The sequence below is a fragment of the Mycobacterium colombiense genome, assembly GCF_001665835.1.
GTDB lineage: Bacteria > Actinomycetota > Actinomycetes > Mycobacteriales > Mycobacteriaceae > Mycobacterium > Mycobacterium colombiense_A.
Genome location: NZ_LZSX01000008.1, coordinates 40,259 through 66,137, shown reverse-complemented (window position 1 = coordinate 66,137; position 25,879 = coordinate 40,259). Strand labels below are relative to the sequence as shown.

22 protein-coding genes and 1 pseudogene are annotated in these 25,879 nt (G+C 64.1%); 3 read left to right on the top strand and 20 right to left on the bottom strand.

All coding sequences use genetic code 11. The features are described 5' to 3' along the window. Positions 1 to 39: 39 nt before the first annotated feature. From A5760_RS01595 to A5760_RS01560, 8 genes are read right to left on the bottom strand one after another with little or no spacing between them, the layout of a single operon-like run. Positions 40 to 378, bottom strand: coding sequence for a hypothetical protein (locus A5760_RS01595; protein WP_064877336.1), 339 nt, complete (start codon positions 376 to 378; stop codon positions 40 to 42). Next, positions 375 to 1,637 carry an aromatic ring-hydroxylating oxygenase subunit alpha gene (locus A5760_RS01590; protein ID WP_064877335.1) on the bottom strand — a complete coding sequence of 421 codons (1,263 nt, stop codon included), beginning with the start codon at positions 1,635 to 1,637 and terminating at the stop codon, positions 375 to 377. The genes A5760_RS01595 and A5760_RS01590 overlap by 4 nt, the downstream gene beginning before the upstream one ends. Positions 1,638 to 1,650: 13 nt before the next feature. Then, positions 1,651 to 2,394 (bottom strand): SDR family NAD(P)-dependent oxidoreductase, encoded by a 744-nt coding sequence (locus A5760_RS01585; protein WP_064877334.1) that lies wholly within the window; start codon positions 2,392 to 2,394, stop codon positions 1,651 to 1,653. A 32-nt stretch (positions 2,395 to 2,426) separates the two neighbouring features. Beyond that, complete coding sequence (locus A5760_RS01580) at positions 2,427 to 3,521, bottom strand: ferredoxin--NADP reductase (RefSeq protein ID WP_082279290.1); 1,095 nt, start codon at positions 3,519 to 3,521, stop codon at positions 2,427 to 2,429. Between the two features lie 59 nt (positions 3,522 to 3,580). Beyond that, positions 3,581 to 4,033 (bottom strand): MarR family winged helix-turn-helix transcriptional regulator, encoded by a 453-nt coding sequence (locus A5760_RS01575; protein WP_064877459.1) that lies wholly within the window; start codon positions 4,031 to 4,033, stop codon positions 3,581 to 3,583. Positions 4,034 to 4,044: 11 nt separating this feature from the next. Then, entirely contained in the window at positions 4,045 to 5,292 is a 1,248-nt protein-coding gene (locus tag A5760_RS01570; RefSeq protein WP_064877333.1) for a metal-dependent hydrolase family protein, read from the bottom strand. Further along, positions 5,289 to 5,624, bottom strand: coding sequence for a hypothetical protein (locus A5760_RS01565; RefSeq protein WP_196771941.1), 336 nt, complete (start codon positions 5,622 to 5,624; stop codon positions 5,289 to 5,291). The genes A5760_RS01570 and A5760_RS01565 overlap by 4 nt, the downstream gene beginning before the upstream one ends. Further along, positions 5,621 to 6,889 (bottom strand): aromatic ring-hydroxylating oxygenase subunit alpha, encoded by a 1,269-nt coding sequence (locus A5760_RS01560; RefSeq protein WP_064877332.1) that lies wholly within the window; start codon positions 6,887 to 6,889, stop codon positions 5,621 to 5,623. Before A5760_RS01560 ends, A5760_RS01565 begins: the two co-directional genes overlap by 4 nt. Positions 6,890 to 7,072: 183 nt before the next feature. Between A5760_RS01560 and A5760_RS01555 the strand changes: the two genes are divergently transcribed. After that, the gene (locus A5760_RS01555) at positions 7,073 to 8,476 is read left to right on the top strand and encodes an aldehyde dehydrogenase (RefSeq protein ID WP_064877331.1); all 1,404 of its coding nucleotides are present in this window, start codon (positions 7,073 to 7,075) and stop codon (positions 8,474 to 8,476) included. A 183-nt stretch (positions 8,477 to 8,659) separates the two neighbouring features. Then, positions 8,660 to 10,294: a fatty acyl-AMP ligase gene (locus A5760_RS01550; RefSeq protein WP_064877458.1), complete on the top strand. Its 1,635-nt coding sequence runs from the start codon at positions 8,660 to 8,662 to the stop codon at positions 10,292 to 10,294. Positions 10,295 to 10,375: 81 nt separating this feature from the next. Here A5760_RS01550 and A5760_RS01545 read toward each other — a convergent pair whose 3' ends face one another. From A5760_RS01545 to A5760_RS01520, 6 genes and pseudogenes are all read right to left on the bottom strand, one after another. Then, positions 10,376 to 10,570 (bottom strand): hypothetical protein, encoded by a 195-nt coding sequence (locus A5760_RS01545; RefSeq protein ID WP_064877457.1) that lies wholly within the window; start codon positions 10,568 to 10,570, stop codon positions 10,376 to 10,378. A gap of 645 nt (positions 10,571 to 11,215) precedes the next feature. Continuing rightward, complete coding sequence (locus A5760_RS26895; protein WP_064877330.1) at positions 11,216 to 13,483, bottom strand: hypothetical protein; 2,268 nt, start codon at positions 13,481 to 13,483, stop codon at positions 11,216 to 11,218. Positions 13,484 to 13,531: 48 nt separating this feature from the next. After that, positions 13,532 to 14,749 carry an NAD(P)/FAD-dependent oxidoreductase gene (locus A5760_RS01535; protein ID WP_064877329.1) on the bottom strand — a complete coding sequence of 406 codons (1,218 nt, stop codon included), beginning with the start codon at positions 14,747 to 14,749 and terminating at the stop codon, positions 13,532 to 13,534. Positions 14,750 to 14,754: 5 nt separating this feature from the next. After that, positions 14,755 to 14,943, bottom strand: coding sequence for a ferredoxin (locus A5760_RS01530; protein ID WP_064877328.1), 189 nt, complete (start codon positions 14,941 to 14,943; stop codon positions 14,755 to 14,757). After that, positions 14,940 to 15,854, bottom strand: coding sequence for a metal-dependent hydrolase (locus A5760_RS01525; protein ID WP_064877327.1), 915 nt, complete (start codon positions 15,852 to 15,854; stop codon positions 14,940 to 14,942). The genes A5760_RS01530 and A5760_RS01525 overlap by 4 nt, the downstream gene beginning before the upstream one ends. A gap of 368 nt (positions 15,855 to 16,222) precedes the next feature. Further along, positions 16,223 to 17,386 (bottom strand): annotated as a pseudogene (locus A5760_RS01520) (N-acetylmuramoyl-L-alanine amidase); the annotation flags it as partial. Between the two features lie 743 nt (positions 17,387 to 18,129). Between A5760_RS01520 and A5760_RS01510 the strand changes: the two are divergent. Continuing rightward, positions 18,130 to 18,975 carry a DUF4383 domain-containing protein gene (locus tag A5760_RS01510; protein WP_064877324.1) on the top strand — a complete coding sequence of 282 codons (846 nt, stop codon included), beginning with the start codon at positions 18,130 to 18,132 and terminating at the stop codon, positions 18,973 to 18,975. 144 nt (positions 18,976 to 19,119) lie between these two features. Here the strand turns inward: A5760_RS01510 and A5760_RS01505 are convergent, their stop codons facing one another. The 6 genes from A5760_RS01505 to A5760_RS01485 form a co-directional block, all read right to left on the bottom strand. After that, positions 19,120 to 19,959 carry an MBL fold metallo-hydrolase gene (locus A5760_RS01505; RefSeq protein WP_064877323.1) on the bottom strand — a complete coding sequence of 280 codons (840 nt, stop codon included), beginning with the start codon at positions 19,957 to 19,959 and terminating at the stop codon, positions 19,120 to 19,122. Positions 19,960 to 19,989: 30 nt separating this feature from the next. Beyond that, positions 19,990 to 20,691, bottom strand: coding sequence for a cysteine hydrolase (locus A5760_RS01500; RefSeq protein WP_064877322.1), 702 nt, complete (start codon positions 20,689 to 20,691; stop codon positions 19,990 to 19,992). A gap of 673 nt (positions 20,692 to 21,364) precedes the next feature. Further along, entirely contained in the window at positions 21,365 to 24,268 is a 2,904-nt protein-coding gene (locus A5760_RS01495) for an RND family transporter (protein WP_064877321.1), read from the bottom strand. Beyond that, a complete protein-coding gene (locus A5760_RS01490) occupies positions 24,265 to 24,699 on the bottom strand; it encodes an MmpS family transport accessory protein (RefSeq protein WP_082279286.1) in 435 nt (144 codons plus the stop codon). The genes A5760_RS01495 and A5760_RS01490 overlap by 4 nt, the downstream gene beginning before the upstream one ends. Then, on the bottom strand, positions 24,696 to 24,884 hold the full coding sequence (locus A5760_RS27520) for an MmpS family transport accessory protein (RefSeq protein WP_082279285.1): 189 nt from the start codon (positions 24,882 to 24,884) through the stop codon (positions 24,696 to 24,698). The genes A5760_RS01490 and A5760_RS27520 overlap by 4 nt, the downstream gene beginning before the upstream one ends. Beyond that, positions 24,881 to 25,777 carry an alpha/beta fold hydrolase gene (locus A5760_RS01485; RefSeq protein ID WP_064877320.1) on the bottom strand — a complete coding sequence of 299 codons (897 nt, stop codon included), beginning with the start codon at positions 25,775 to 25,777 and terminating at the stop codon, positions 24,881 to 24,883. Before A5760_RS01485 ends, A5760_RS27520 begins: the two co-directional genes overlap by 4 nt. Positions 25,778 to 25,879 lie beyond the last annotated feature (102 nt).

Below are 25,879 nucleotides of genomic sequence, written 5' to 3'. Positions count from 1 at the left end.
AAAGGGATGTACGGTGTGCGGGCCTCGTGGGCGTGACGGTCAGGGCACCGGTCCGCCGGTGCGGATCATGACCGCGTCGGCGGCGTCGACCGGGGCCGGTTGGTGCATGATCTCCACCGCCATGGCGACCATGATCAGCGAATAGATCAAGTGCAGCAGGTTCAGTGCGTCGTCGGGCACATTGTCGAGGGGAAACTTGTCGCAGTAGTCGATCGCCTCTTCGAGGCGGGGAAAGAACGCGTCGTAGAAGTCGCGCAGCTCCGGCATCGACGCGTTCACCCGGGCGTTCCAGCGCTCGGTTTCTGTTGCCAAACACCAGGTTTGTGCGTAGTCCTCCAGCTCGGCGAATGCGCTGGGCAGCATGGGAGGCATCGTCACACCCCCACCGAATTCCGCTCGCGGCGATAGGCTTCGACCCAGTCCACGGCGACCTTGTGCAGATGGCGCACCAGGATCTCCTGGTCGTTGAGTGGGAACTCGTCGACGATGCCGTATTCCAGCGCCGCCTGTGTCCCGCCGAGCATCCCGGCGTCTTGCAGCGCAAACTCTTTCAGTACCACCGAGGCGACTTCATGCTCGATGCGCTCCCGCACGCTGCGCGCCGGATGGAAGTAGGTATACGCCTCGAACCGGTGCGTGTTGTGCGAGGTGGGCCAGTACCGGTACACCAGATACCAGCCGCCATAGATCAGGATCTCGGTGTTGGGGAAGATCTGGAAATTGCTGATGCCCCAGGGCTCGATTCCTCCCGGATTGAGGCCGGCCGGCAGTTCGCCGATGTCGGGGGTTCGCCACGGTCCCACCAACCCGCTGCGGGTGGCCCGCTCGATCGGGTACATGTATTCCGGTGGCAGCAGCCAGCGGCGCCGCCCGGCCGTGGAGACCAACCGGTGCGGCCCGTCGAGTTGGAAATGCCCGCAAGTGAATCCGGCGTTGGGGTCGCGCACCTCGGAGGGCACCTGCTGTGAGTGCAGCGAGGGCACGTGGTAGTACTCCTGGAAGGCGTCGGCGAAGATCTTCCAGTTGCTGTTGTTGTGGGCCACCCACTCGTAGCGTTCGGTCAGCTTGCCGAACGGATAGTCGTCGAGCCCGGTGATCATCGGACCGAGGAACTCACGCAGGCCCTGGCGCGGTTCGGCGTCGAGGTTGATGAAGATGAAGCCGTTCCACACGTCGCAGTGCACCGGACGCAACCCGTACTGCGCGCGATCGAGGTCGAAGAACTCCGACTCCTGCTGGACGAATTTCAGCGCGCCCTGCAGGTCGTAGCGCCAGCCGTGGTACTTGCAGGTGAACTGCCGGCACGTGCCGCGGGTCTCCTCACCGGGGAAGTCATTCCACACCAGCTTGTTTCCGCGATGACGGCACACGTTGTAGAACGCGCGGATCTGCTCGTCCTTGCCCTTGACCAGGATCACCGAGACGCCGACGACCTCGATCTCCTTGGTCAGGTAGCTGCCGACGCGCGGCAACTCCTCCACGCGGGCGACGTTCAACCACGCTCGTTTGAAGATCGCCTCTCGCTCGAGTTCGTAGAACTCGAGCGATGTCGAGTCCTTGAAAGACACGGGACCGGTGCCCAATTCGGGATAGTGCTCGGTCCAGGAGCCCTCCGGGGGCCTGCCTGCTCTGGTCATCGAATCCTCACAATCACATCACCGATCCGCCGTTGACGCCCAACACCTGGCCGGTGATGTACCTGGCTTCTTCCGAACATAAAAACCCGACGGCCGCGGCGATGTCGGCGCCGGTGCCGAGGTAGCCCAACGGGATATTGCTGGCGATCTGCTCGTTGGACGGCAGGTACCCGGCGGCCTGGCCCTGGTGCTGCATCGGCGTCTCGATGCCCGAGGGCGGAATGTTGTTCACCGTGATCCCGTGCGGCGCGTATTCGCGGGCCAGCGATTTGGTCAAGGTGATGACCCCACCTTTGGACGCCGCGTAGTGGGCGGCGAACGGCGAGCCACGCTGGGCGCTCGACGACGAGATCATCACGATCCTCCCCCAATTCGCCTCCACCATGTCCGGCAACGCGACCTGACAGCAGTGAAAGGTGCCGGTGAGATTGACGTCGATGATCCGCGACCAGGTTTCGGCGCTGATCTCCGAGAACGGCGAGAAGTCGAACATGCCGGCGCTGGTCACCAGGACCGTCACCGGGCCCAGCTCGCTGCGCACCTTCGCGAAGGCCTGCTCAACGGCGGGCCGATCGGTGACGTCGGCGCCCGCGCCGAGCGCGGTCACACCGTTGGCGCGCAGGTCGTCGGTGACACGTTGCGCGGCATGCTCATTGACATCGAGGACCGCGACCTTGAGTCCGCGCCGGCCCAATTCATGGCAGGTCGCCTCGCCCATACCGGAGGCGCCGCCGGTCACCACCGCCACCCTGGTCATCGACTCCGCTTTCCCATCGACCGCCTTCTCGCTCACTCGTAGACCACCCGCACCGCGGGACTGGTGGGCAGGGCCTGACACGTCAACACCCAGCCCTCCTCCACCTCATCCGGCTCCAGCGCGTCGTTGTTGATCATCCGGGCACTGCCCTGCGTCAGGCGAGCCATACACGTTCCGCACGAACCGATCTCACACGAGGACGGGGCCCGCAGGCCGGCCATCCGGGCCGTCTGCAGCAACGTGTTGCCCGGATCGTAGGACGCCGTGGTCGTGACTCCGTCCAGCACGATGGTGACCTCATCGGTCACCACTTGGGTAGCCGGAGGCGCCGCCGCGGCGATGTCGTTCACGTCGAAGTGCTCCACGTGCAGGCGATCGGCCGGCACGCCCGACACGGACAGAGCGGTTCGCACGGTCTCCATGAATTCGTTGGGCCCGCAGATGTAAACATCGGCCTCGCCGGCGTCCCGGACGAACGCCTCGATTTCCGCCGACGTGACGAAGCCACTGTTGTCGTCGAGGTGGTGGTGCAGGACGAAGCGATCGGCGTGCCGCGCGTTGAGCGACGCCAACGCCTCGTCGAAGATCACCGCGTCGCGGCTTCGGTTGGCGTAGAACAGCCGCGCGGTGCGCTTGCCGGACACCAGCGCGGTGCGCAGCAGCGAAAAGACCGGCGTGATACCGCTTCCGCCGGCGAAGGCGATCAGCTCTCGATCGCTGTCGTGTAGCACGAAGCGGCCCTGGGGCGGCAAGGCGGGCAGCTGGTCGCCGGGCGCGGCCCTGTCGTTGAGCCAATTCGACACCAGGCCGTCGCGGTCTCGTTTGACGGTGATCTGCAGGTCCTCGCCCAGAGCGGGTGAGGACGACATCGAGTAGCACCGCCGGTGCTCGCCGCCGTCGACACTGACCAGCAGCGTCAGGAACTGTCCGGCTTGGTAACCGAACTGTTCCACGTTGCCCGGCGGGACATCGAGGACGATCGACACGGCGTCGCGGGTTTCGGGGATCACGCGCTTGATCCGCAGTGGCGCAAAGCCATCCGGCAGGGCAGCGACATCGACACCGCCCGAAGCGGCGCCGGCCACCGCCGCCGAACCGACGTCCGCAGTCACGCGCTTCTCACCCATCCCGGCCAGAGTATCAACTACTTGCGATTGGTCTCAAGTACTAGATACAGGTGCCGATGTCAGCCGTCGACGTGATCGTTGAACAGCTCATGGCCGGTACCCTTTTCGACCACGCGGCCCAGCAATTCCCGCAGGGTCCGCTGCTCTTGCTCGTTCAGCACGCCGAACACCTCCTGGTGTGCGGCGATCGCGTCGTTGACCACCGTTTCGGCCACCTTGCGGCCCTCCCCGGTGAGGTAGGCCCGCAGGATGCGGGCGTGCTGGGGGTCTTGCTTCCTTTCCACCAGGCCGCGGCGTTCCAGCGCGGTGAGCGCGAGCTGGACGCCCTGCGGGCTGATCAATAGGCGCCGCGCCAATTCGGCGCCCGACAAGCCTGGTTCGTTGGCCAGTTGGCGCAGCACGCCGATCTGGGCGGTGCTCACACCGTGTTCGCGCATCGCCTCGTTGATGGTGGTCAGCGAGTAGTAGAAGGCCTGCTTGAGCAGCCACAGGATGTTGTCGGTGAGTTCCATGCCCGCCTCCATCACGCCACGGGGGTTTTGTAGATCTGCCCGTTCTTCATGACAAAGCGAACGTCGAGGGTCGCGGCGATGTCGTCGAAAGGGTCTCCGGGAACGGCGATGATGTCGGCCAGATAGCCGGGCGCCAGCCTGCCCAACTCGTCGTCCGCCTCGATCAGCTCGGCGGCCACCACCGTGGCCGCGCGGATCGCTTGCGCGGGAGTCATGCCCCGTTCCACCAGCGCGCCGAGTTCCTTGGCGTTTTGACCGTGCGGGATGGCCGGCGCATCGGTGCCGCACGCGATGCGCACGCCGGCGTCGATCGCCTTGGGCAGCATCGACTTTGCCCGGGGAAACACCTCGAGCGCTTTCTTGCGCAGCTCCGGTGCGATGCGGTCGATGGCCATGGCGTCGGTCAGATAAGTGGTCGAGACCAGGAACGTGCCGTGGTCGACCATCATCTGGATCGTCTCGTCGCTGGCCAGGAAGCCGTGTTCGATGCAGTCGATCCCGGCGCGAATGCACGCCTGTATTGCACTGTCCCCCACGGCGTGTGCCGCCACCCGGACGCCGGCCCGGTGGGCTTCGTCGGCGATCGCGGCAAACTCGGCGTCGGAGTACTGCTGCGCACCGGGCGCGGTGCTGTGTGACATCACGCCACCCGAGGCGGAGACCTTGATCAGCTTGGCGCCGTGCCGGATCTGGTAACGCACGCAGGCGATCACGTCGGGCACGCCGTTGGCGATGCCCTCGGCCACCGACAGCGGCATGATCCCGGGAGCCAACCGCTGGAACACCGTTGGGTCCAGATGTCCGCCGTACGGGGTGACGGCGTGGCCGGCGGGATAGACGCGCGGCCCGATGTGCCAGCCCTGGTCGATGGCGCGCTGCAGCGCCACGTCGAGCAGATATCCCCCGGTCTTGACCATCAGCCCGAGATTGCGCACTGTGGTGAACCCGGCGTCCAGGGTGGTGCGCGCGTTGACCGCGCCGCGCAGCGTGCGGTACGCGGGGTCGTCCTGCACGCCATGCATGGGCGCCGGTAGGCCCTCGGGGCCGCCGGGCCCGCCGATGAGCAGGTTGAGTTCCATGTCCATCAGGCCCGGGAGCAGCGTCACATCGCCGAGATCGATGATGGTCGCCGAATCCGGCAGCGGCTCTTGGGGATTGATTGCGGTGATGCGTTCACCGTCGATCACCACTTCCGCCGGCGTGTGGATCTGGCCGGTCACGACGTCGGCCCATCGGGCCGCCCGCAACACGGAGATCATGGAACGGGCTCGGACACGCAGTCCAGCGTCGACGCACCCGAATCAGGGACGCGGGGCTGTTTCCAGCATTCCACCGGGAACGACACCATGATCATGGAATAGAGCAGGTGCATCAGGTTCTGGACGTCGTCGGGCAAGTCGTCGAGAGAAAACTTGTCGCAGAACGTCAAAGCCTCTTCGGCCCGCGCGGTGACCGCGTCGTAAAAGGCCTTCATTTCCGTCATCGAGCTGGCCAGCCGCTTGGCGTAGCGTTCGGGTTCGCTGGGCAGACACCAGTCCGAGAACCGTTCGAGGTCGGCGAACTCGGCGGGCAACATCGGCATCGTGTTCACACTCCTGCCGTGGAGATTCGGCGGTAGTCATCGATCCAGGCAGCGGTCTCCTTGTGTAGATGACGGATCAGGACCTCCTGGTCGCAGAGCAAGAACTCGTCGATCACCTGGGATTCGAGCATCGTCTGCGTCGCCTCCAGCGTGTTGGCATCCTGCAAGCCGTATTCCTTGAACGACACCGCCGCCAGCTCCTGAGCCACCCGCTCGCGCGGGGTCCGCGGCGCCGGGAAGTAAAGCGTGCCTTCGAAAAGGTGGCTGTTGTAGGACGTCGGCCAGTAGTGGTAGGTCAAATACCAACCCTGGCCCCAGAACAGGATGACGAAGTTGGGGAACAGCTGGAACGAATCGAGGCCCCACGGATCGCATTTCGCGGGGTTGAGCCCGGCGGGCATCGGCCCCAGATCCGGCTTGTCCCATGGCCCGAACAGCCCGCTCTGGCAGATGTCCTCCATCGGCTTGCGCATCTCGTCGGCCATTTCCCAGGCCCGCACCCCCGAGGTGCTGACTAACCGGTGCGGCCCGTCCAGCCGGTAGTGCGGGGCTTCAAAACCCGCCTCGGCGGCCGCCTTTGAGTACGCGGTGGGCGACTGGTTCGCATGCAGCACGGGCGCGTGATAGAACTCCTGGAACGCGTCCATGTAGAGCTTCCAGTTCGCCTTGACCTCCGAGCGGTAGTACCAGCGCGACGTCATCTTGTCGAAGGGGTAGCCCTCCAGCCCGGCGATCATGGGCCCCAAGAACTCTCGCAGCGACTGTTCGGGTTTCTTGGCGAAGTTGACGAAGATGAAGCCCTCCCACACGTCGCAGTGCACCGGCACCAGGCCGTAGCGACTCTTGTCGAGGTTGAAGAACTCCTCCTCCTGCTGCACGAACGTGAGGTTGCCGTCCAGGTCGTAGCGCCAGGCGTGGTATTTGCAGGTGAACTGCCGGCACACGCCACGCGTCTCTTCCTGCGGCATGTCGTTCCAGACCAGCTTGTTGCCGCGGTGCCTGCACACGTTGTGGTAGGCCTTGATATCGCCAGATGTCGTGCGCACCAAGATGATTGAGGTGTTGACGACTTTCAGCTCCCGGGTGAGGTAGCTGCCCTTGCGCGGAAGCTGTTCAACGCGACCGACATTGAGCCAGGCCCGCTTGAAGATGGCCTCCCGTTCCAGCTCGTAGACCTCGGGGCTGATGGAGTCCTCGTACGACACCGGATCGGTGCCCAATTCGGGGTAATGCTCGGTCCAGCTGCCCTCCGGCGGTTTGGGGAATCGAGCCATGATCGCTCCTTATGCAGTCCAACTTGGGAAAACCTGCGTGCCCAGCCGCTCACTTCTGCACTGCCCGCGCGAAACAACCACCTGCGCACCGGTTTCACCGATCCCTGAGAGCTCCGTCACGGCCGACGGTATATCCTCGACCCATCAATAGCAAGTAGTTGATATTGGCCCCGGGAGGCGCGGATGGACCACCAGGTCGTGCAAGTCATCTCACCACATACCGAGGAACCCATCGCCGAGGTCGACGCGGCCGGACCCGACGACGTCGACGCCGCGGTCGCCGCCGCGCGCACGGCCCTGACCTCGGCGCCCTGGGCCCACAGCGAGCCGTCGGAGCGGATCGCCGCCATCCGGCGCCTGGCCGACATCTACGACCGACGCCGCCCCGAGATGGCCGAGACGATCACCGCCGAGATCGGCGCCCCGATCAGCTTCGCCCAGCGCGCGCAAGTCGGTCTGCCGGCATTCATGATCCGCGCGTTCTGCGACCTGGCCGAGCGACACCAGTGGCAGGAGACCAGGCCCGGGTTCTTCGGCAGTGACGTCCTGGTCCGCAAAGAGCCCGTCGGCGTCGTCGCGGCGATCGTGCCGTGGAACATGCCCCAATTCCTGATCGTCACCAAACTCGTGCCGGCGCTGCTGGCCGGCTGCACCGTCGTGCTCAAGCCCGCACCCGAAAGCCCCTTGGACGCGCTGCTTTTAGGCGAGATGCTCGACGAGGCCGGTCTGCCACGCGGGGTGGTGAGCGTGCTCCCCGGCGACGCCGCGCTCGGCGCCTACCTCGTCGCCCACCGCGGAGTGGACAAGGTGTCCTTCACCGGCTCCACCACGGCAGGCCGCGCCGTCGCCGCGGCCTGCGCCGCCAACCTCACCAAGGTCAGCCTCGAACTCGGCGGCAAGTCCGCGGCACTGGTTCTCGACGACGCGGCACCGGACAAGGTCGCCGCCGGGGTGCGATCGGCCAGCCTGTCCAACAGCGGGCAGATCTGCAATGCGCTGACGCGCGTGCTGGTGCCCCAAGCGCGCCACGACGAATACGTCGATGCGCTCGCCGCCGAGATGAGCGGCCTTCGCGTCGGCGACCCCGGCGACCCCGAGACCCAGCTCGGTCCCCTGGTGTCTCGACGCCAGCAGCAGCGCGTTCGCGACTACATCCGGGTCGGCCAGGACGAGGGGGCGCGCTTGATCGCAGGCGGCGCCGACATGCCCGACGGGCTCGACCGCGGCTGGTACGTCCGACCGACGCTGTTCGCGGCCGCCGACAACGCGATGCGCATCGCACGCGAAGAGATCTTCGGCCCCGTCATCACGGTCATCCCCTACCGCGACGAGGAGCAGGCGGTCGAGATCGCCAACGATTCCGACTACGGCCTGGCCGGGTCGGTCTGGGGCAACGACACCGACCGGGCCCTGGCACTGGCCACGCGGATCCGCACCGGCACCCTCGGCATCAACCAGGGCTACACGATGGATCCGTTTGCACCCTTCGGCGGCGTGAAAGCGAGCGGTTATGGCCGAGAGCTCGGGCCCGAAGGGCTCGACGGCTACCTCGAGACGAAATCGATCGCGATCGCGCCGGCCGGCTAGGTCACTGGGGGGCCGTCGCGCCAGTTCTGTCTGGACATGACGTCAGCAGCACCGTCACGATCATCGGACAGGCGGCGCGCCTTCCCGAGTACTCAAGTGAGGGCCGTACCATCGTTTCGCTACCTCATACATCCCGAGATGGCCAAATAGGCCTATGACAGGCCTGATGCATGGGAGGTGACGGTGAGCAAATTCATCGAAACGATGCTCAACGCCGCGGACTCAAGTACTCGTGCCCTGGTGACCGGAGACCCCGATTCGCCGATTCGGACTACCTGGGGTGAGATCCATCAGCGCGCTCGGCGGGTAGCCGGCGGATTGGCTGCGCTTCGTGTGGGCCCGGGTGACCGGGTCGGTGTGTTGGCCGGGGCTCCGGTGGAAGTCGCGCCGATCGCGCAGGGCGTGTGGTTGCGGGGCGCGTGTTTGACGATGCTGCATCAGCCGACCCCGCGCACCGATCTGCAGGCGTGGGTGCACGACACTTTGACGGTTATCACCATGATCGATGCAACGGTCGTTATCGTGTCAGATCCGTTCATGGCCGTCCTGGACGTGTTGACCGAGCACGGTGTCGCGGTAGTGACGATCGCCGAGTTACTAGGGGCCGCACCGGCCAACGTTGTAGAAAGCGGTGAGGACGACCTGGCGCTTCTGCAGTTGACGTCGGGCTCGACGGATTGCCCGAAAGCGGTGACGATCACCCATGCCAATGTGATCGCCAACGCCGAGGCGATGTTCGTCGGCGCCCAGTACGACCTGGACACCGACGTGATCGTGAGCTGGTTGCCGCTGTTCCATGATATGGGTATGACCGGTTTTTTGACGGTGCCGATGTTGTTTGGCGCCGAGTTGGTCAAGGTCACCCCCATCGACTTCTTGTCCGATATCTTGTTGTGGCCCAAGTTGATCGATAAATACCGGGCGACTATGACCGCGGCACCGAATTTCGCCTACGCCTTGCTCGCCAAGCGGCTACGTCGCCATGCCAAGCCCGGTGATTTCGATCTGTCGTCGTTGCGGTGGGCGTTATCGGGTTCCGAACAGGTCGAACCGGCCGACGTGGAGGAACTGTGTGCGGCCGGAGCGCCGTTCGGGCTGCGTCCCGAAGCGATCTTGCCAGCGTACGGAATGGCCGAAAGCACTGTGGCAGTGTCGTTTTCGGAATGTGGCCGCGGACTGGTCGTTGATCAGGTGGACAGCGACATGCTCGCTGTGCTGCGCCGGGCGGTTCCCGCCACCACGGGCCGAACCTGCCGACTGGCGTCGTTGGGACCGTTGCTGAACGGTATGCAGGCCCGCATTGTTGATGAGGACGGCGTCGTCCAGCCGATCCGCGGAGTGGGACTCATTGAGTTGCGCGGAGATCCGGTGACATCCGGATATATCACCACGGCCGGTTTTGTCACGGCCCAAGACGATCAGGGCTGGTTGAACACCGGGGACCTGGGCTATCTCACCGAGCAGGGCCACGTCGTGGTCTGCGGCCGGGCCAAGGACGTCATCATCATGGCCGGACGCAACATCTACCCCGCGGATGTTGAACGTGCTGCCGGACGGGTCGCCGGAGTGCGCCCCGGGTGTGTGGCAGCCGTGCGCCTCGATGCCGGCCGTTCGCGAGAATCGTTTGCCGTTGCTGTGGAGTCGAACAACGCCGACGACCCCGCGCAGGTGCGGCGCATCAAACACGAGGTTGCGCACGAAGTCGTCACCGAAGTCGCGGCGCGGCCATGCAACGTGGTGGTGCTGGCCCCGGGTGCGATTCCCAAAACGCCGTCGGGCAAGCTGCGCCGCGGCTACGCGCTGTCGCTGGTCACCTGACCGCTTCGGTGTCGAGTCCAACACGCCCCGTCGATGCCGCCACCCAACTGTCGTCCCACAAGGGGCGGCCGAGATTGGCCGTCAGCTGGTCTGGCTGGCGACGTAGACGGCGACGTACCCGATCGGGATGCCGGTCCAGGTCGCGATGCATTCGCGTGCCGCCAGCTCCACGGTGGCCCGGCTGCCGGCGCGGGTGGCCTTGCCGATCTCGGGGATCCGGATCATCCATCCGTCCGAGTCGCGAGTGATTTCGACATCGAAGCACTGGCCGACCATCGGATACTTCACGCGGGGAGCGACCCGCTGACGGCGGGCGCTGCGCAACGATTGACGGCGCAGCAGAGTGGGCTGAACAGACATGGCTGCTTTCCTGAGTCGCGAACGAACCGCGGGCAGACTAACTCCGCTTCGAGGCGAAAACCTAATCGGCGGTCTCAGCCGGATAACGGTGAACTGTCGCTCACCGCGGGCGGCGTCTCGCTACCCGCCGCGGGGCTCGACTTCCTTGTTGCGCCGCACCTCCCGATGATGGCGCGGGCCGAGGGCGCTCGGGTCAATCTTGCGCGGCTCGAACCGATTTCGGCGGTTGGATTTGGAGAGATAGACGGCGTGAGCGGGATGCTTCACCAACCCGCCGATGGGTCATTCGCAGTGCCGATCGCGTAGCCGACAGGGCAAGTGACCGTTATCGAACGTTCGCCGAATTGGGCGGAGAGATTCGCCTGCGTCGCTGAACGCGCTCGGGCATGGCGGGCCACGTCCTCCGATTCAGCGTCGAAACGGCTACCGGCTGGCATAATGTGATGTAGACCACATATAGGCATGGCATGTTGCGGGCGTCACACCGAAGGAGATTTCATGGTTGGCGTGGATCGCTCCAGAAAGGCCGTCATCGCGCCCCGTACCGGCGCGGCGGTCAATTCACATCGTCTGCTCGTCGCCTTCCTGACTGTCACGGTGTTTATCTGCGCGATCGTGGGCGTCATCGCGGCCGCGCTGATGGGACAAACCACCGCCGCGCTCCTCATCGCGCTCGTGGCCGGTGGGTGGTTCTCGGCCGCCGTCTTCTGCTGACCACGAGCATTGCGGAAGCCGGCGCAGTGCGCCGGGATCGCTGTGCACCCGCAGGCGGCGTCGTCCGTCCTCTTCGGTGTCAAGGCCGACGGGTAGCTCGTCGCCGCGCGCGCCGGCCGGATCGACGAGAAGCTGCAGTTCGTTGGAGTCGACGAACAACACGGCATCATCTTCCGACAGCCTCCACGGGTGGCCATCGGTGGGCCATCGGCCACCGATGACCCGAATGCCGTCGCCATCACCTTCCTCACCGGCGTCCGCATCGGCCATGACGCAATCAATCCACAACTTCGCCGGCACCGGACGGAAGTACACGGCGAGGCGTTGGCGGTTGAGGTCCAGGTGGACCGGCATACCGATCGGAGGAAGCGATGTGCCCTCGGGTTGGTCGTTCAGCGATTTCTTGACCTGACGAGAACCGATGCCGGTGCCGAACCAGTCGACGGTCAGGACGGTGGTGATGTACTGCGCGATCGCGAGGGTCAACAATCCGCCCGCCCCGGCGGCTCCCACCCCGGCAGCTCCCGCTACCCAGGTCACCGGTAGCGCAAGCAGACCGACGACAGCCGCCGCACCTGCAGCTGTGGCCACTTTGCCGGCGGCGGTCAGGCTGAAGTCCGCATTCACGTCCGGCTCAGAGTTCTGCGCCGGGCGCACCCCCACGGTTCGCGGTAGCCGATCGAATCGCTCGCTCACTCGCTTGACTTCCGCCTCGTATTCCTCGGTGCTGAGGTGACCGGCGCGCTTCTTCTGACCGGCCAGGCTCAGCGTCTGTTCGAGGAGTTCGATGCTGTCTACGTCCTCTCGCAGCAACTCCTTGCCCTTCGGGTCGCGCGGGATCCCACCGAGGCCCATTTCGTACGTCACCTTGAAGGTGGCCTTGAAATCGTAGAGCGTGGTGTCGGCGCTCACGGTGCCGTCGACGACCAATCGGCCGTCCTCGGTCCGCGGCACAATATCGGCGTCGAGAGCGTCGAGACTGCGGTCCTGGCCGCCGATGCTGATGGTCTTCGGGCCCGCCAACGCGCACGGCGCATCAGGGTCGAAGTCGCTCTCGTCGAGATCGAAACTGCTCATCACGGTGTCACGGACCTGCCGCAGAATACTCCACCCGGTGACGGCCAAAGCTGCTCTCTCACGAGGGTTTTCGGCGAGGACGGATGCCGGTAGTTCCTCCCCTGGTGGCAATTCGCGCAGTGTCTGCAGCTGCACCACCATGGACTCCTCAGTGGCCTCGCCGATCTCGAAGCGCTGCACGACGGCGTCGAGTTCCTTGACCGTGCTGTCGTCTCGGGCCTCGGGATCGACGTCCACCGGAGACGGAAGCAGCGCCTGAATCCCGTTTTCTCCCATCGCCTCCAGCTGCGGGCGGACCGCATCGGCGATTTGGGCGGCAAGCGAGTCGAGCACCCTGGTCCTGACTTCCTCGTCGGGCAGGCTGGGGTGCTGCAATTTCTCCAGGTTCACCATCAGCTCCCCGGCGATGCTGTGGGTTATCCAGTACGCCTCGGCATAATCGAGTTCCCAGCTGATCCGCGGGTCTTGGCCGCTAAGAACCGTGATCCCGTCCTCACGACGCTGGATGTGCGGACCGAACAGCCACCCGGCCTGCTGGTCCGCCAACGGCGTGGCCACCAGTGCGGGAGCATCCTGGGAGGTGAAGTTCAGTGCGATCGTCTGCTTGCCCGGCTCGATCTGGTGCGGCTCGAGCTGGTCGTGAATTGTCAACCGTCCGAACAAGGGAATCTCGTTGTACGCAATCTCGCGCGATTCTCCGGCACGCGGACCATCCGGGATCGTGATGGTCGCCGGGGGCAACGAGACCAACGGGATGCAGGTAACCGAATCGATAACGATCTTGGAATCGAAAATCACCAGGTCTATTGCGAAGTGCCGCAGCGGTTCCCGACGTTCACCGTCGGCTTCCTCCTGCCACAGCCGCTGATGCGAGTCGAGGATGAACCAGACGCGATCCAGGGTGAGGTCAAGGGCCGCCGTTGCGGAATAGCCGGTGCCGTCGACGGACTGCGTGTACTTGTCGCCGCTGAACATCCCGACCGTCTGATCCTGCACGCGTTCGCGATGAATTTCGATGATCGTGTCGGGGCGATGCATGTGGATGCTGTACCCAAAAAGGCGTGTCTTGAGTCGAGTCCGCCTTCGCTAATCCGGTCGGCTCGGTGGGAATTCGGCGCGCTTCTCGATGGCCTCCCGATAGGCATGGACCCGGCCCGGGATCGTACCGAGCACCGCGATGGTGCGGCCGCCCCGCCCGTAAGCGCCGATGAACCCCCCGGCGTCCGGATTGCCTTCGATGATCTCGACGGCATCGTAATCCGTTGGCACACCAAGCATCTGCAACTTGACATCGTATTGGTCGGACCAGAAATACGGCACCGCGTCGAAGGCCTCGGCGTGCTCGGGCCCGGCCAGCAGTGTGCGGGCCGCGGCCTCGCCCTGACGTGCCGCGTCGTCCCAGTGTTCGGTACGCAGATGGCGCTCGTACAGCGGGTGCCACCAGCGCGCCACATCCCCGGCGGCGACCACATTGCCGTCGCCGGTGTTGCCCTCGGCGGCGCCGGTGGCATCACAGACCACCCCGTCATCCAGATGCAGACCCGAGCCCTCCAGCCAGGCGGTGGCAGGAGTAACACCGAGCCCGACGATGACGACATCAGCCGGCACCTGCGAACCGTCGGTGAGTCGAACCGCTTCCACCCGCCCATTGCCGACGAACCCGTCGACACCCACGCCGACGCGCAGGTCCACACCATGTTCGCGATGCAACGTCGCCCAACAATGCGCCAGCTCCGCACCTAACGCCTGAACCAGCGGCCCGGCGGCCTTCTCCACGAGCGTCACATCCAGCCCGAGCAATCGGCAGGTCGCAGCCACCTCGCTGCCGATGAACCCGCCCCCTACCACGAGGACACGAGGACGCGAACCGAGTCGCTTTCGAATCGCCATGCAGTCATCGACCGTCCGCAGCAGCAGCACCCCGTCTAAAGTCGGTCCGCCCGGCCATTCGCGCGGTTCAGCGCCACTGGCGATGACAAGCCCGTCGAAGCCTAAGGACAGGTTCTGGCCGTCGTCGCGGACCTGGACGGTACGTGCGGACATGTCGAGGCTGACCGCAGAAGCCCCTCTGAGCACCCGCGCATCCATGTCGAACTGCGGCGCCATGTCAACGCCTGCCCGGTGCACCTGACCGCTGAGCAGCTTCTTCGACAGAGGTGGCCGATGGTAGGGGGCCTGCCGTTCGGCTCCAACGATGGTGAGGGCACCGTCGTAGCCGTCCTGTCGCAGCGCCTCCGCCGCCCGCGTTCCTGCCACCCCGGCACCAACCACGACGACCTGCTGTAACTGACGATTCGGGCGCATTCGCGTTAATCCTCCACCACAATCGCCTGGGTCGGGCAGGACACTTCGGCGGCCCTCAACGGCCCGCGCAACTCTCGCGGCGGTTGCTCATCGAGCAGGTGCAGTCCGTCTTCTCGTAGGTCAAAAACCTCACGGCACAGGCTCATACACACACCGTTGCCGTCGCAGGTGTCAAGATCGACTGAGACTTTCATCGGACTGCGGCCTTCCGGTCTTGCTGAGCTCGTTCGCGGGCGGCCTTGGCAGCGGGCGACTTTTTGATGTACTCGACCGCCATCTCCGTGACCGCTTCGGGACCCGGATGATGATGGGGCCGCATATACCTGGCGGGTTGGGTCACCATGAGCTGCCAGGGACCGGGCAACTTGTACTCGCGCGCCGCACGCAGCCAATCCCGCCAGCGCCATTTCTGATCGATGGTCGGGTCGTGGGCCATGAGGTATTTCGCTCCGGCGATCCACCACCCATAAAACAGCGGGGTGGTCATCAACATCGAGAAGGCTCTGATGAAGTAGTTGCCGCACACGTGCTGGTAGACGTCGAACACCAGTGAGCGGTGCTCGACCTCCTCGGCGCCGTGCCAGCGCAGTAGATCCAGCATTGTCGGGTCGGTGCCGGCGTAATCCAGACCGCGGTTCTGCAGCACCCATTGGCCCAACATTGCGGTGTAATGTTCCAGCGCTGCCACGTCGGCCAGGCGCCGATAGAGCCACCACCGCTTCATCGGCGGCGGAAACCACTTGGGCGGATCACCCAGCGCCACCGACAGCATCTTCCGGAGTCGCGAGGTGTACGGCTTGGTGTCGATGCCTTGTTCGGCCAAATGGTCGAGCACCACCTGATGCGCCCAGGCATGCCAGGACTCCTGCTGGATGAACGGCTTGATCGACGCCTCCAGCTCCGGGTCATCGACCAGCGACGACGCCTCGAGAACAGCCTTGATGAAGTGCCGCTCCCCTTCGGGTAGCAGCAGATGCAAGACGTTCATCATGTGCGTTGAAAACGGGTCGTCGGGCACCCAGTGCAGCGGCGTCTCGGACCAGTCGAATCGGACCATCCGCCGATAGCGCGGGTGTCCCTCGTGGTGAAGTTGGATCTCCGGCATCAGAAGCTCCTCCCGCAGACCGTTGCTTAGTCGGTCGATCCTCTGTTCTTCGAAGGAAACGAGCCGACCCGCAACCAACCGGAATGCAGGACGCCGTTTCACTGCGAACAACCGTTCACCCAGCCGCGTACCCGCGCAGGTGGCCGGTCATGCGTGCCAGCGGTACCAGGAAGCTGAGAATTCTCTGCTGTGGTCTGAACACGCGAGACGATGCGCGGCCCTCACGCCGGAATACGGGTGGAAACCCTGATGCGGGACCCGAACTGCGTCTAAAGAGTGGAGCTAAGGGGACTCGAACCCTGCCTCGACCAGGCAATATACGGATTCGCTACGTCTTGTTCCAATTCGTTCCCGCTTACGCGCCACGGTCAAACAAGGTTGCGGGCTGGCGAAAATCGCTCAAGCTGGGCGGGCGGCCCGCCTGCTAGCAGCGGTGGCATGAGTCGAGCGACACCGTCGATCACGCTAGTGACCGCCCGGCTTTCACGATCAAAGTTCAGGGTGCCGTGTTGAAAGTTCTGGACGACCCACTTGGGCTCCTGGATTTCGGCGCTGGTCGGCAACCCCAGCGCACTGTGCTCGTAGCCGAGAGTGCCCCACGCGGTGTAGATGGCACCGGTGACGGGCTGGGCCCCGCTGGCCGGTGACCAGTACATCGCTCCCTTCTCGAAGATGACGTATCGGATGGCTCCCGCTCCTTGCGATTCCGGCGATGTCGGTGCGCCCAGTGCGCTGTTGATGCCGCCCATCGCCTGCCACCGGTCATAGATAGCACTACCTTGTAGCGACTGCGCTAGATCCTGGGCGCTGGGGCGTTTGTTGAACCGCGCGGCAATGTCGCGAATCTGGTTCATCAAGGCATATCCAAGGTGGCCGGGGCAATCCGTATCGCTGACGTCGCGGTGGGCGAAAATGCACGGCAGGTTCACGGCGGCGCCGTGGGGGACCCGCGTGTAGGGGCCCCCGTCCGAGGTCAACGCGACACTGCCCTGCGGGTCGACGCCGTCCATGGCCAGCCGCCACCCGAGCAAGCGCCCGACGGTGCGCACCTGAACCGGGGTGGGGCCCACCGCGTCAAACTCGCCGATCATGCACACCGCCCACGTGTTGCGGTTGAACCCGCCCGTATGGGTGCCCTGAACCGATCTGGTCATCCCGCCGAATCGGCCCTCGAATACCTGACCGTACTTGTCGACCAGGGCGTTGTAAGCGATGTCCGGCCACCCCAGGGTGCGGGTGTGGTAGCCATAGATCGACCGCACAATCGCCGCCGAATCCTGCTGCGCGTAGTCATTTACGCCGGCAGTATGGTGCACGACGCCCGCCCTGATTCCGTTGTCATACACCGGTGCTCGGCTACGAATCGACTCGTCAGCGCCCCACTGGGCACGACTGATGATATTGGGCGACTGCCCGGGCGCTTCGACCGCCGCAACCAAGACCGGATCCGCGCCCGCACTCGGGGGTTGGGCCAGCCCTGATGCGGCGGTGCCCAAACCCAGCACGATCGGCGCGGCCGCAACGTATTTCAGGACATCACGGCGCGAAACAGACGGTGACGCTGAGCAGCCGCACCAATCACGCACGGCAACACGGTAACCCGCGGCAACAACATTCGTGATGCGACCCGCCGCAGCCGAATACGGTTGAACGCGGCGGGTTCGCAACCCTGCCAACAGGGGTCCAGCACACACAAATCAACGCGCGTCTGTGGCCGGGCAGCCGGGACCGCGATGACCCAGCGTCGATTCGACCGCGGCGGTTGCCAATATATATCGTATTTGTTTGTCCACCAACCGATTACGTTGCTCGGTGGCCTTCGGCGCGATGCGGGTGGACGGTGCCGTCGAATCGACCGGGTCAGCGAACAGCATCGCCACTGCGAATTTCGCCGCTACAGGAGGGTGGCGACAATTCCCAGTTCTCATGAGGACCACCCTCGACCACCCATCCACAACGGCGCCTCCTGGCCGTTGTACATGCTCTTGGGCCGCCATCGGTGTCTGCGCAACTGCCGACCGGCGTGGTGTTCGGCGACGCCCTTCAAGTACTCGACGTCGTCGTTCCGGGCCCAGGTCCTCTCAGGCCCCTTTCCAAACTCGCCGACGGGCCAGCCGTCGGAGACAGCCGTCGATGGCGGCGCGAGAAGGGCTGGAGTAATCCGGCCGGAAGCGGGTAGCCCTGCCACAGAACCTGCTACTCAGGCGGGAGGCCGCGGATGCCTGTTACGGCCGGCCACGTTCCCGGCTTGACATCGGGATTACGCAGAATCCCCATGGATCCCGTGCGTTTCCATAGCGGGCGCTGGTTCCTGCTGGCCGAGGGCGTGCTGGTGAGCACGTTCGGCATTGCCGGGTTGATCTCCGCCGCCCTGCACCCGCATGCCGGGCCCACCGGCGCCCCAGTTCTCGGCCTGGCGACGACTCCGGCCCACAGTGCGATCCTGCTGGCATTCGGCGTGGCGGGCATTGCTGCTATCGGCACCCGTCGCGCAGCAATAACCGTTACCGCACTGAGTGCGATCGCCTACTTCATGTTGTTGTTTTTCAGCAGTGTCGCCACGGCACGCGCAAAACCGACGCCGCTGGGTTTTCACGCTGCTGACATCGTGCTGCACGGTGTGCTTGGGGTAGTCAACCTCGCGCTGCTGATGTGGCTGATTCCCGACGAATTGGGAGACGAGGCTTGGGGGCCACGACGGGGCCGCAGCCGCAATCGGCGGCAGCTTTCGGCCTTCGAAGCGGTCACCGAGCCGGCGGCCGGATCCATGAGCGCGGCTTCTGCGACGAAACCGGGACCACCATCCGCAGCAGCAGCAGCGTCCGCTCAGGAGTCGGGCGCTCACGGGCGCCCACCCCCACATCAAGTGGTTGAACAGCCGCGGCAGCGTGGGCCCACCAAGCCACCGGTCAGCATTCGGCCCGCACAGCTCACCGTTCTCGAGCAGTCGACGAGTTACGAAGCGAACGAGCCCTCGACCCACAACGTCGAGAACTCAACGCAGCCGAAGCACTCCGCCACCCGGACGGCAGATGCGGTGCTATCACACGCTTTCGCGCCTGTGGCCGTGGCTGTCGTGGCAGCTGTCGTCATCGTCATCTGGATGCGCCGCCGTCGCTGACACTGCCAGATCTTCCGAAGTTCGCCTTCCTAATCAGCGTTCACCGGTGTATGGGTCCACATCTGTTGTGTCGCATGCAGATATGACGGGCGATCGTTTAAGAGGAGCGGCTTTGTTGGTCTTGCGTACGTGGATGACGGCCGTCTAGGTGCTGGGCGTAAACGTGTAGGTCTCGCCATGAGCGAGGTACACAAATTTTGTATTAGTGGTCGAGGACTCAGCGGCCTTCTTGAAATCGCCGAGTCCGGACATAAATACCGAAAAGTCGTTGTAGTGGATCGGGATCGCGGTGCGAGGTTTGGTGATCTCAACAGCTCTGACTGCTTGCTCGCCCGTCATCGTGACAACCGTGACAAGGAAAGTCGTGCCGCCGGCGTGGATCAGACCGAGGTCGATGTCGGGGTAGCGACGGGGAATGTCCTCGAGGCTATCGACCAGCATCGTGTCCCCAGTGATGTAAAGCCGGTATTGCTGCTCGCCGTTCCGGATGAAGTCGAGCAAGTGCCCGTTGACGGGCATGAGGAGCTCGTTGACCGCGTCGTCGGTGGCGTGCTTGGCCGGCATCGCGGTGATCTTCAGCGTCGCGTCACCTTTGTGGACCTCGAGAGATTCCCAGGTGTCCAAGGGGTGGCCCCGGTCGAAGCCCAGAACGCTGAGCTTGTCCACCGCATCAGCCGTCGAGACGATCGGCAGTTCCTTGTCGAGCTGTTGGGCGGCGACATCATCGAAATGGTCGCCGTGGTAATGCGACAGGATGATCAGATCTATCGGCGGCAGGTCAGCGATCTGGCACGCCGGCTCGACCTCGCGCCGCGCCCAAATCCCATGACCCAAAAAGACGTGCTCACCCTTGTGCAGGAAGGCGGGATCCGTCAGGATTGTCAGTCCGCCGAACCGGACCAAGGTGGTGGCGTTACCAATAAAATAGAGCTCGCCCTGGCTGAAATCCGCAGTGTCACTGCTAGTTAGATCCAACGACCTCATCGCGGTTCCTCTCCTTTAGGTCCAGCACGGTCACTGCGCTTGCGGCGGTAACGCCGCAGCGGCGTGTGGCGCGCGCGGGTTTTCAGTTGCCATGGCCGCGACCGCCTCGGCCGTAGATGGAACGGCATGTGCGAGGAATGCGTAGTTGACCAAGGCGGCCCGGTAGCCGTCTCCACGGGTCGGGTGCCGGGGGCCGGCTGTAGCATCGCGGACCACGGCTACTTCGAATCCTTGCTCAAGTAAATCCCGCAAGTGCGACTCCACACAGATGTTGGCGAGCATGCCGCACAGGACCACCTTGGTGATCCGCCGCTTGCGCAGTTGCAGCACCAAGTCGTTGGTCTGCGGTCCCCATACTTTGTGCGGGCTGGCGACGACGGTCGCCGGGTCCGCGATGAACGGCTTCAACTCGTCAAGCCAATCAGCACCAGAGTCAGCGAAGCCGTCAAGGCTGAGGGGGCCAACGCGTGCAAACGTGTTGGTGCGCAGTTCATCCGCCTCCAGCGGCCCATTGAACAACCAACGGTGGTCGGTTGGGTAGAAGTAGTGCGGAGAGATAAACACCGCATAGCCGCCCGCCGCGGCGGCTGTGAAGATTTGGACGAGGTTCTCGACTGTCCTGTTCTCAGTCACACTTGCGCTTAAAACATCCCAGCTCCTGCCCGAAGGAGAAAGAACGTCGTTCTGCGGGTCGATGACGACGACTGCGGTGTCGGCGGGGTCGTACTTCACGGTATGGCTCCTAGGGTGGTGGGCTTTCAGTAGGAAAAACCCATGCGGACGGTTGTGCAGCTTCCTTCGTCGCGCTGAAAAACCATTGAGTACAGAATGCGGTGCCGCGCCGATCGGATAAAGAGCCAATGTCGGATTGCTGTGATCGTCGCCGCCGACTAATCGGGGCCGTTCGCTTCCGGCGTAGTTAGTGTTGCGGATGTCGACTACGCCGCCGCAGCTGACTAACGTACTCTCACGCGATCTACGCCTACGGGAGGCGGCTCCTGACCGGTGATGCGGTTGATCTTGCCCAGGGCCAGGTGCTCGATCGATGTAAGCCTGTGCCTTGCAATTATTCGGTGGAGCTAAGGGGACCGAACCCCTGCGTTGAGCAGGGGAACGTGGCCTTAGCTGCACGTTCACTCCGTCTCGTTCCGATTCAGTCCCGTTCGTTACGTGCGGTTTTGTTTTCGCGTCTTGACGGCGTCAAGATAGGTTCCAGCCCTCTCCGCCCATGAGACCGCAAATCCCCGCCATGAGACCGCAAATCGACTTGCACGTTTGGCCGCCTGGGCCGGCGGCGATATCGGACGACGAGTCGTCACCGCCGACCGTTGGTGGACCATTTACGGCTGAGATTTTGGTGACGTGGAGGACCGCTCGTGGGAGCGCCAGCGTGGGGCGTAGATCATCATGCCGGTTGGGTCTCCGTGGACTGCTGGTGCGACGGTTGTGGCCATGGTTGGGGAAGGGGTCGGGGACGTACGCGGTTTGGCCACCAGAACCAACGCCCCAGTAGGGCCGCCAGAGACGGTGTCATCAACGAGCGCACCACCAGGGTGTCGAATAGCAGGCCTAAACCGATTGTGGTGCCGACTTGGCCGATCACGATCAGTTTGCTGACCGCCATGGACATCATGGTGAAGGCGAACACCAGTCCGGCGGAGGTGACCACGGAGCCGGTGCCGACCATGGCGCGGATGGTGCCGGTATTCAGCCCGGCGTGGATCTCCTCTTTCATCCGCGATACCAACAGCAAGTTGTAGTCCGATCCGACCGCCAACAAGATGATGACCGACATCGGCAGCACCATCCAGTGCAGCGGGATCCCGATGATGTGTTGCCAGAGCAGCACTGAGAGCCCGAAGGAGGCCGACAGGCTGAGCACCACCGTTCCCACGATGACCGCTGCGGCCGCTACCGCCCGGGTCAGGACCACCATGATGATGAAGATCAAGATGAGTGCGGCGACCGCGACGATCAATAGGTCGTAGTTAGCGCCTTGCTGCATGTCGGTGTACATGGCCGCGCTGCCACCAAGGTAGAGGGTCGATCCCTCGAGCGGTGTTCCTTTGACGGCGTCTGTGGCCGCGACTTTGAGCGGCTCGGTGCGTGATGTGCCTTCCTGTGTTAGCGGGTCGCCTTGGTGAAAGATGGTGAACCGCACGGCATGGCCGTCGGGGGACAAGAACAACTTGATGCCGCGTTTGAAATCGGCGTTGTTGAAGGCTTCCGGGGGCAGGTAGAACGAGTCGTCGTTTTTGGCCTCGTCGAATGCTTGGCCCATCGCCGTGGCGTTGTCCTGCAGGGCCATGGTTTGGTCTTGCTGTGCTTTTTGGGCCTGATACTGGTTGAGCATCATTTGTTTTTGGTTTTTCATCGATTCGATCATCGGTGGCATCAGGGCGACCATCTGCGGCATCAGCGCGGCCATGCGATCGAGGTCTGGCACCAGATCGCTGAGGTCATCACTCATGGTGGAGATGCCGTCCAGGGCGTCGAACACCGAACGCAACGCCCAGCACACCGGGATATCGAAGCAGTGTTTCTCCCAATAGAAGTAGCTGCGGATCGGTCGGAAGAAGTCGTCGAAATCGGCGATGTGGTCGCGCAACTCCTGCACATCCGCGCTGGTTTTGCTCATCTTGGCGGCCATGCTGTGAGTGACCTGGGCCAGCTGCTGGGTGACGTTCTGCATCTTTTCCATCGAGTCGATGGTGACCTGCATGTCGGCGGCCTGTTGCAGCGTGTTTTTCAACATTGTCTGCTGGTAGTCGTTGTTCATCACCTGGCCGGTGCTGTTCTGGCTGATGTTGTAGGGGATCGAGGTGTGTTGGATCGGATGTCCCTCTGGCCGGGTAATGGTCTGCACTTGGGCGATGCCATGCACGTGGACAAGGGCTTTGGCGATTTTGTCGATTACCAGGAAATCGGCGGGGTTGCGCAGATCGTGATCGGCTTCGACCATCAACAAATCGGGATTCATTTTCGCTTGGGAGAAATGCCGATCGGCTGCGGCGTAGCCGACGTTCGCTGCGACGTCGGCGGGTAGATAAATGCGGTCGTTGTAGGTGGTGTGGTAGCCGGGCAGGGTCAACATGCCGACCAGGGCCACCAGGATCGCGGAGACCAGGATCGCGCCGGGCCAGCGCACGGTGGCGGCGCCGATGCGGCCCCATCCGCGCGGCTGGGTCATACGTTTGGGGTCAAGCACTCGGCCAAAGCGACTGGCGACCGCGATCAGCGCCGGACCTAGGGTCAAGGCCGCAGCGACCACGATCGCCATGCCGACCGCCAAGGGAATTCCCATTGTCTGGAAGTAGGGCAGCCGGGTAAAGCGCAAGCACAAGGATGCCCCGGCGATGGTCAGTCCCGACGCCAGCACGACGTGCGCCGTGCCGTGGAACATGGTGTAGTAGGCAGCTTCTCGGTCTTGGCCCAACCGGCGCGCCTCTTGGTATCGGCCGATCAGGAAGATCGCATAGTCGGTGGCCGCGGCGATCGCCAGCGTCACCACCAAATTCGTTGCGAACGTTGTGAGGCCAAAGACGTTGTGGTAACCGAGGAATGCCACCAGTCCGCGGGCGCCGAGAAGCTCAAGCACCACCATCACCAGCACAACGCACACCGTGACCAGCGATCGGTAGACCAGCAACAGCATCACGATGATGACGGCGAAGGTGAGCAGCTCAATGACCTGCATGCTCTTGTCGCCGGTCTCGCCTTGATCCGCACTGATTGCCGCGGGCCCGGTTACATAGGCTGTGACCCCCGCAGGCGCCGGCACGCTGGCGATGACATGGCGCACCGCCTCCACCGACTCGTTAGCCAGCGTCTCTCCTTGATCACCGGCGATATAAGCCTGGACGTAGGCGGCCTTACCGTCGACGCTTTGTGCCGCCGCTGCGGTCAGCGAATCGCTCCAGAAATCCTGCACATGCTGGATATGCTTTGTGTCACCCTGCAGCTCGTGTACCACGCGGTCATAAAACTGGTGGGCATCTGCACCCAACGGCTGGTTGCCTTCGAGCACGATCATCACCGAGCTACTCGTGTCGTACTCGCGGAACACCTTGCCTACCCGCTTGGTGGCGATCATTGACGGCGCATCGTTGGGACTCATCGACACTGCGCGCATCTTGCCGACCGCTTCCAGTTGCGGCACAACGGTGTTGAGGATCGCGACCACGGCGATCCAACCGAGGATGATCGGCACCGCCAGCGCGCGGATCGTGCGCGGTATCCAGGGGCGGGCCGCGCGCCGGGCAACCGGAATGGGAACGGTCTGGACAGCGTCGTGCACAGTTGCGCTCATGCTGACTTCACCAAGCAGAAGGTCTCGGCATTCACACCGGTGGCAGATCTTTCATCCTTGACCTCGCGGTCGACGGTGATCCGGCAGGCGATGGCCTGACCGTCGCCCTGCGCAAGGATGTTGGGTGTGGCCGCCGGTGCGGTGGTGCGCAGCGTCAACGACCACGGCAATACGGCGTCCGGGGCCCGTTGAGGCTTCCCGTCCAGGTCGAGGTAATTGATGACCGCCCTGGCCGCAGTGCCGAACACCTCATAGGTGACGACCTTGGGGTTGAAGTCCGCCGCGCTGTCAGAACTGTTGGGTGCCACCAAAATGGCATTGGAGCCAAAAACTGCACGCAACTTCATCACCGCGACACCGCCGACCGCGACAGCCACCACGATGAGCAACGGAAGCCACACCCGCCGCACCAGCCCGATCACCCCGGTCATCGCGGCCGCCCAGCGCTAATCGCTTTCGCGTTCGGGTAGTCACACCAATCGTGGCGCATCGAGGCAGGATCCTCGGAGCCAAAGATCCCGTGCAGCCGGTCGACGGCCAACCCGCAGACCGCTAGCACGACCACCGGGACCAAGGGTATCCACCCTCGATTGAGCACATGAGTAATGGGAATCATGCTCGCTTCGAATACCTTTCGCTCACCGGGCCGGGTCGCCCTGCAACACCGAACATCGCTGTCTGGATGGCGTCACTGATGACGTGGGACGCCTGCTGCGGCAGCATGTGTCCGGCGCCAGGAACGTGCACGTGTACGGCGTCGGGAATACAGGCGGCCAGATCGTGGGAATGCGCCGGCGGAGTCAATAGGTCGGCGCCGGCACTGACAACGACGGTGTGGGCGCCGATTTCGCCGAGGGTGCGGTACTGGTTGTAGCTGCTAAATGCGGGCAGGAATCCGACCGCGGTGGAGACCGGGGTGGTTGCCAGCGCCGCGGCGATGACCGCCGTCAGGGTTGCGGGTTGGGGACTGCCGTGGGCGTACCAGTGGCCCAGCGTCGCAGACAGCGGTCGGCTCAACACCCGCAGTGCCTGATCGGGGGTGCGGTTGATCAGCCGGATCAGCGCCGCGATGCGCGGTGTTGCCAACAGCCGGCCCAGACCGCGCTCGGCGATCCGGCCGGCCGCCGTCGCGACCAGCACCAATCCGTCGGGGTCGACCGGGCGATCGGCTGCGGACCGGCCGAGGTAAGCCAACGCCGTCATCCCGCCCATCGAGTGCCCGACCAGAGTGAGTGGGCCGGCTACATCAAGCCCGACAAGCACATCGGCCAAGTCGGCGGCGAGCTGCTCGATCCGGTAGGTGGTCATCGGCGCGCTGCCCGACCTGCCATGACCGCGGTGGTCGTAGCTGATCACCCGGATGCGATCACCGTAACGGCGCAGCAGGTAATCGATTTGGCGCGTCCACGTGTCACCGGTGAGGCAAAACCCATGCAGGAACACGACGGTGCTCTCAGCACGGCGCGCACCACCATCGCGCACCGACAACCGCACACCGTCGCGCGTCATCACGCACAAGTCCCTGCGTCGGCGGTAGACCGGCTGGACTCCGAGCGCAGGAAAGGGGCTGCGTTGTATCACCGGACCACCCAACGGCACTGCGGCGAGCTC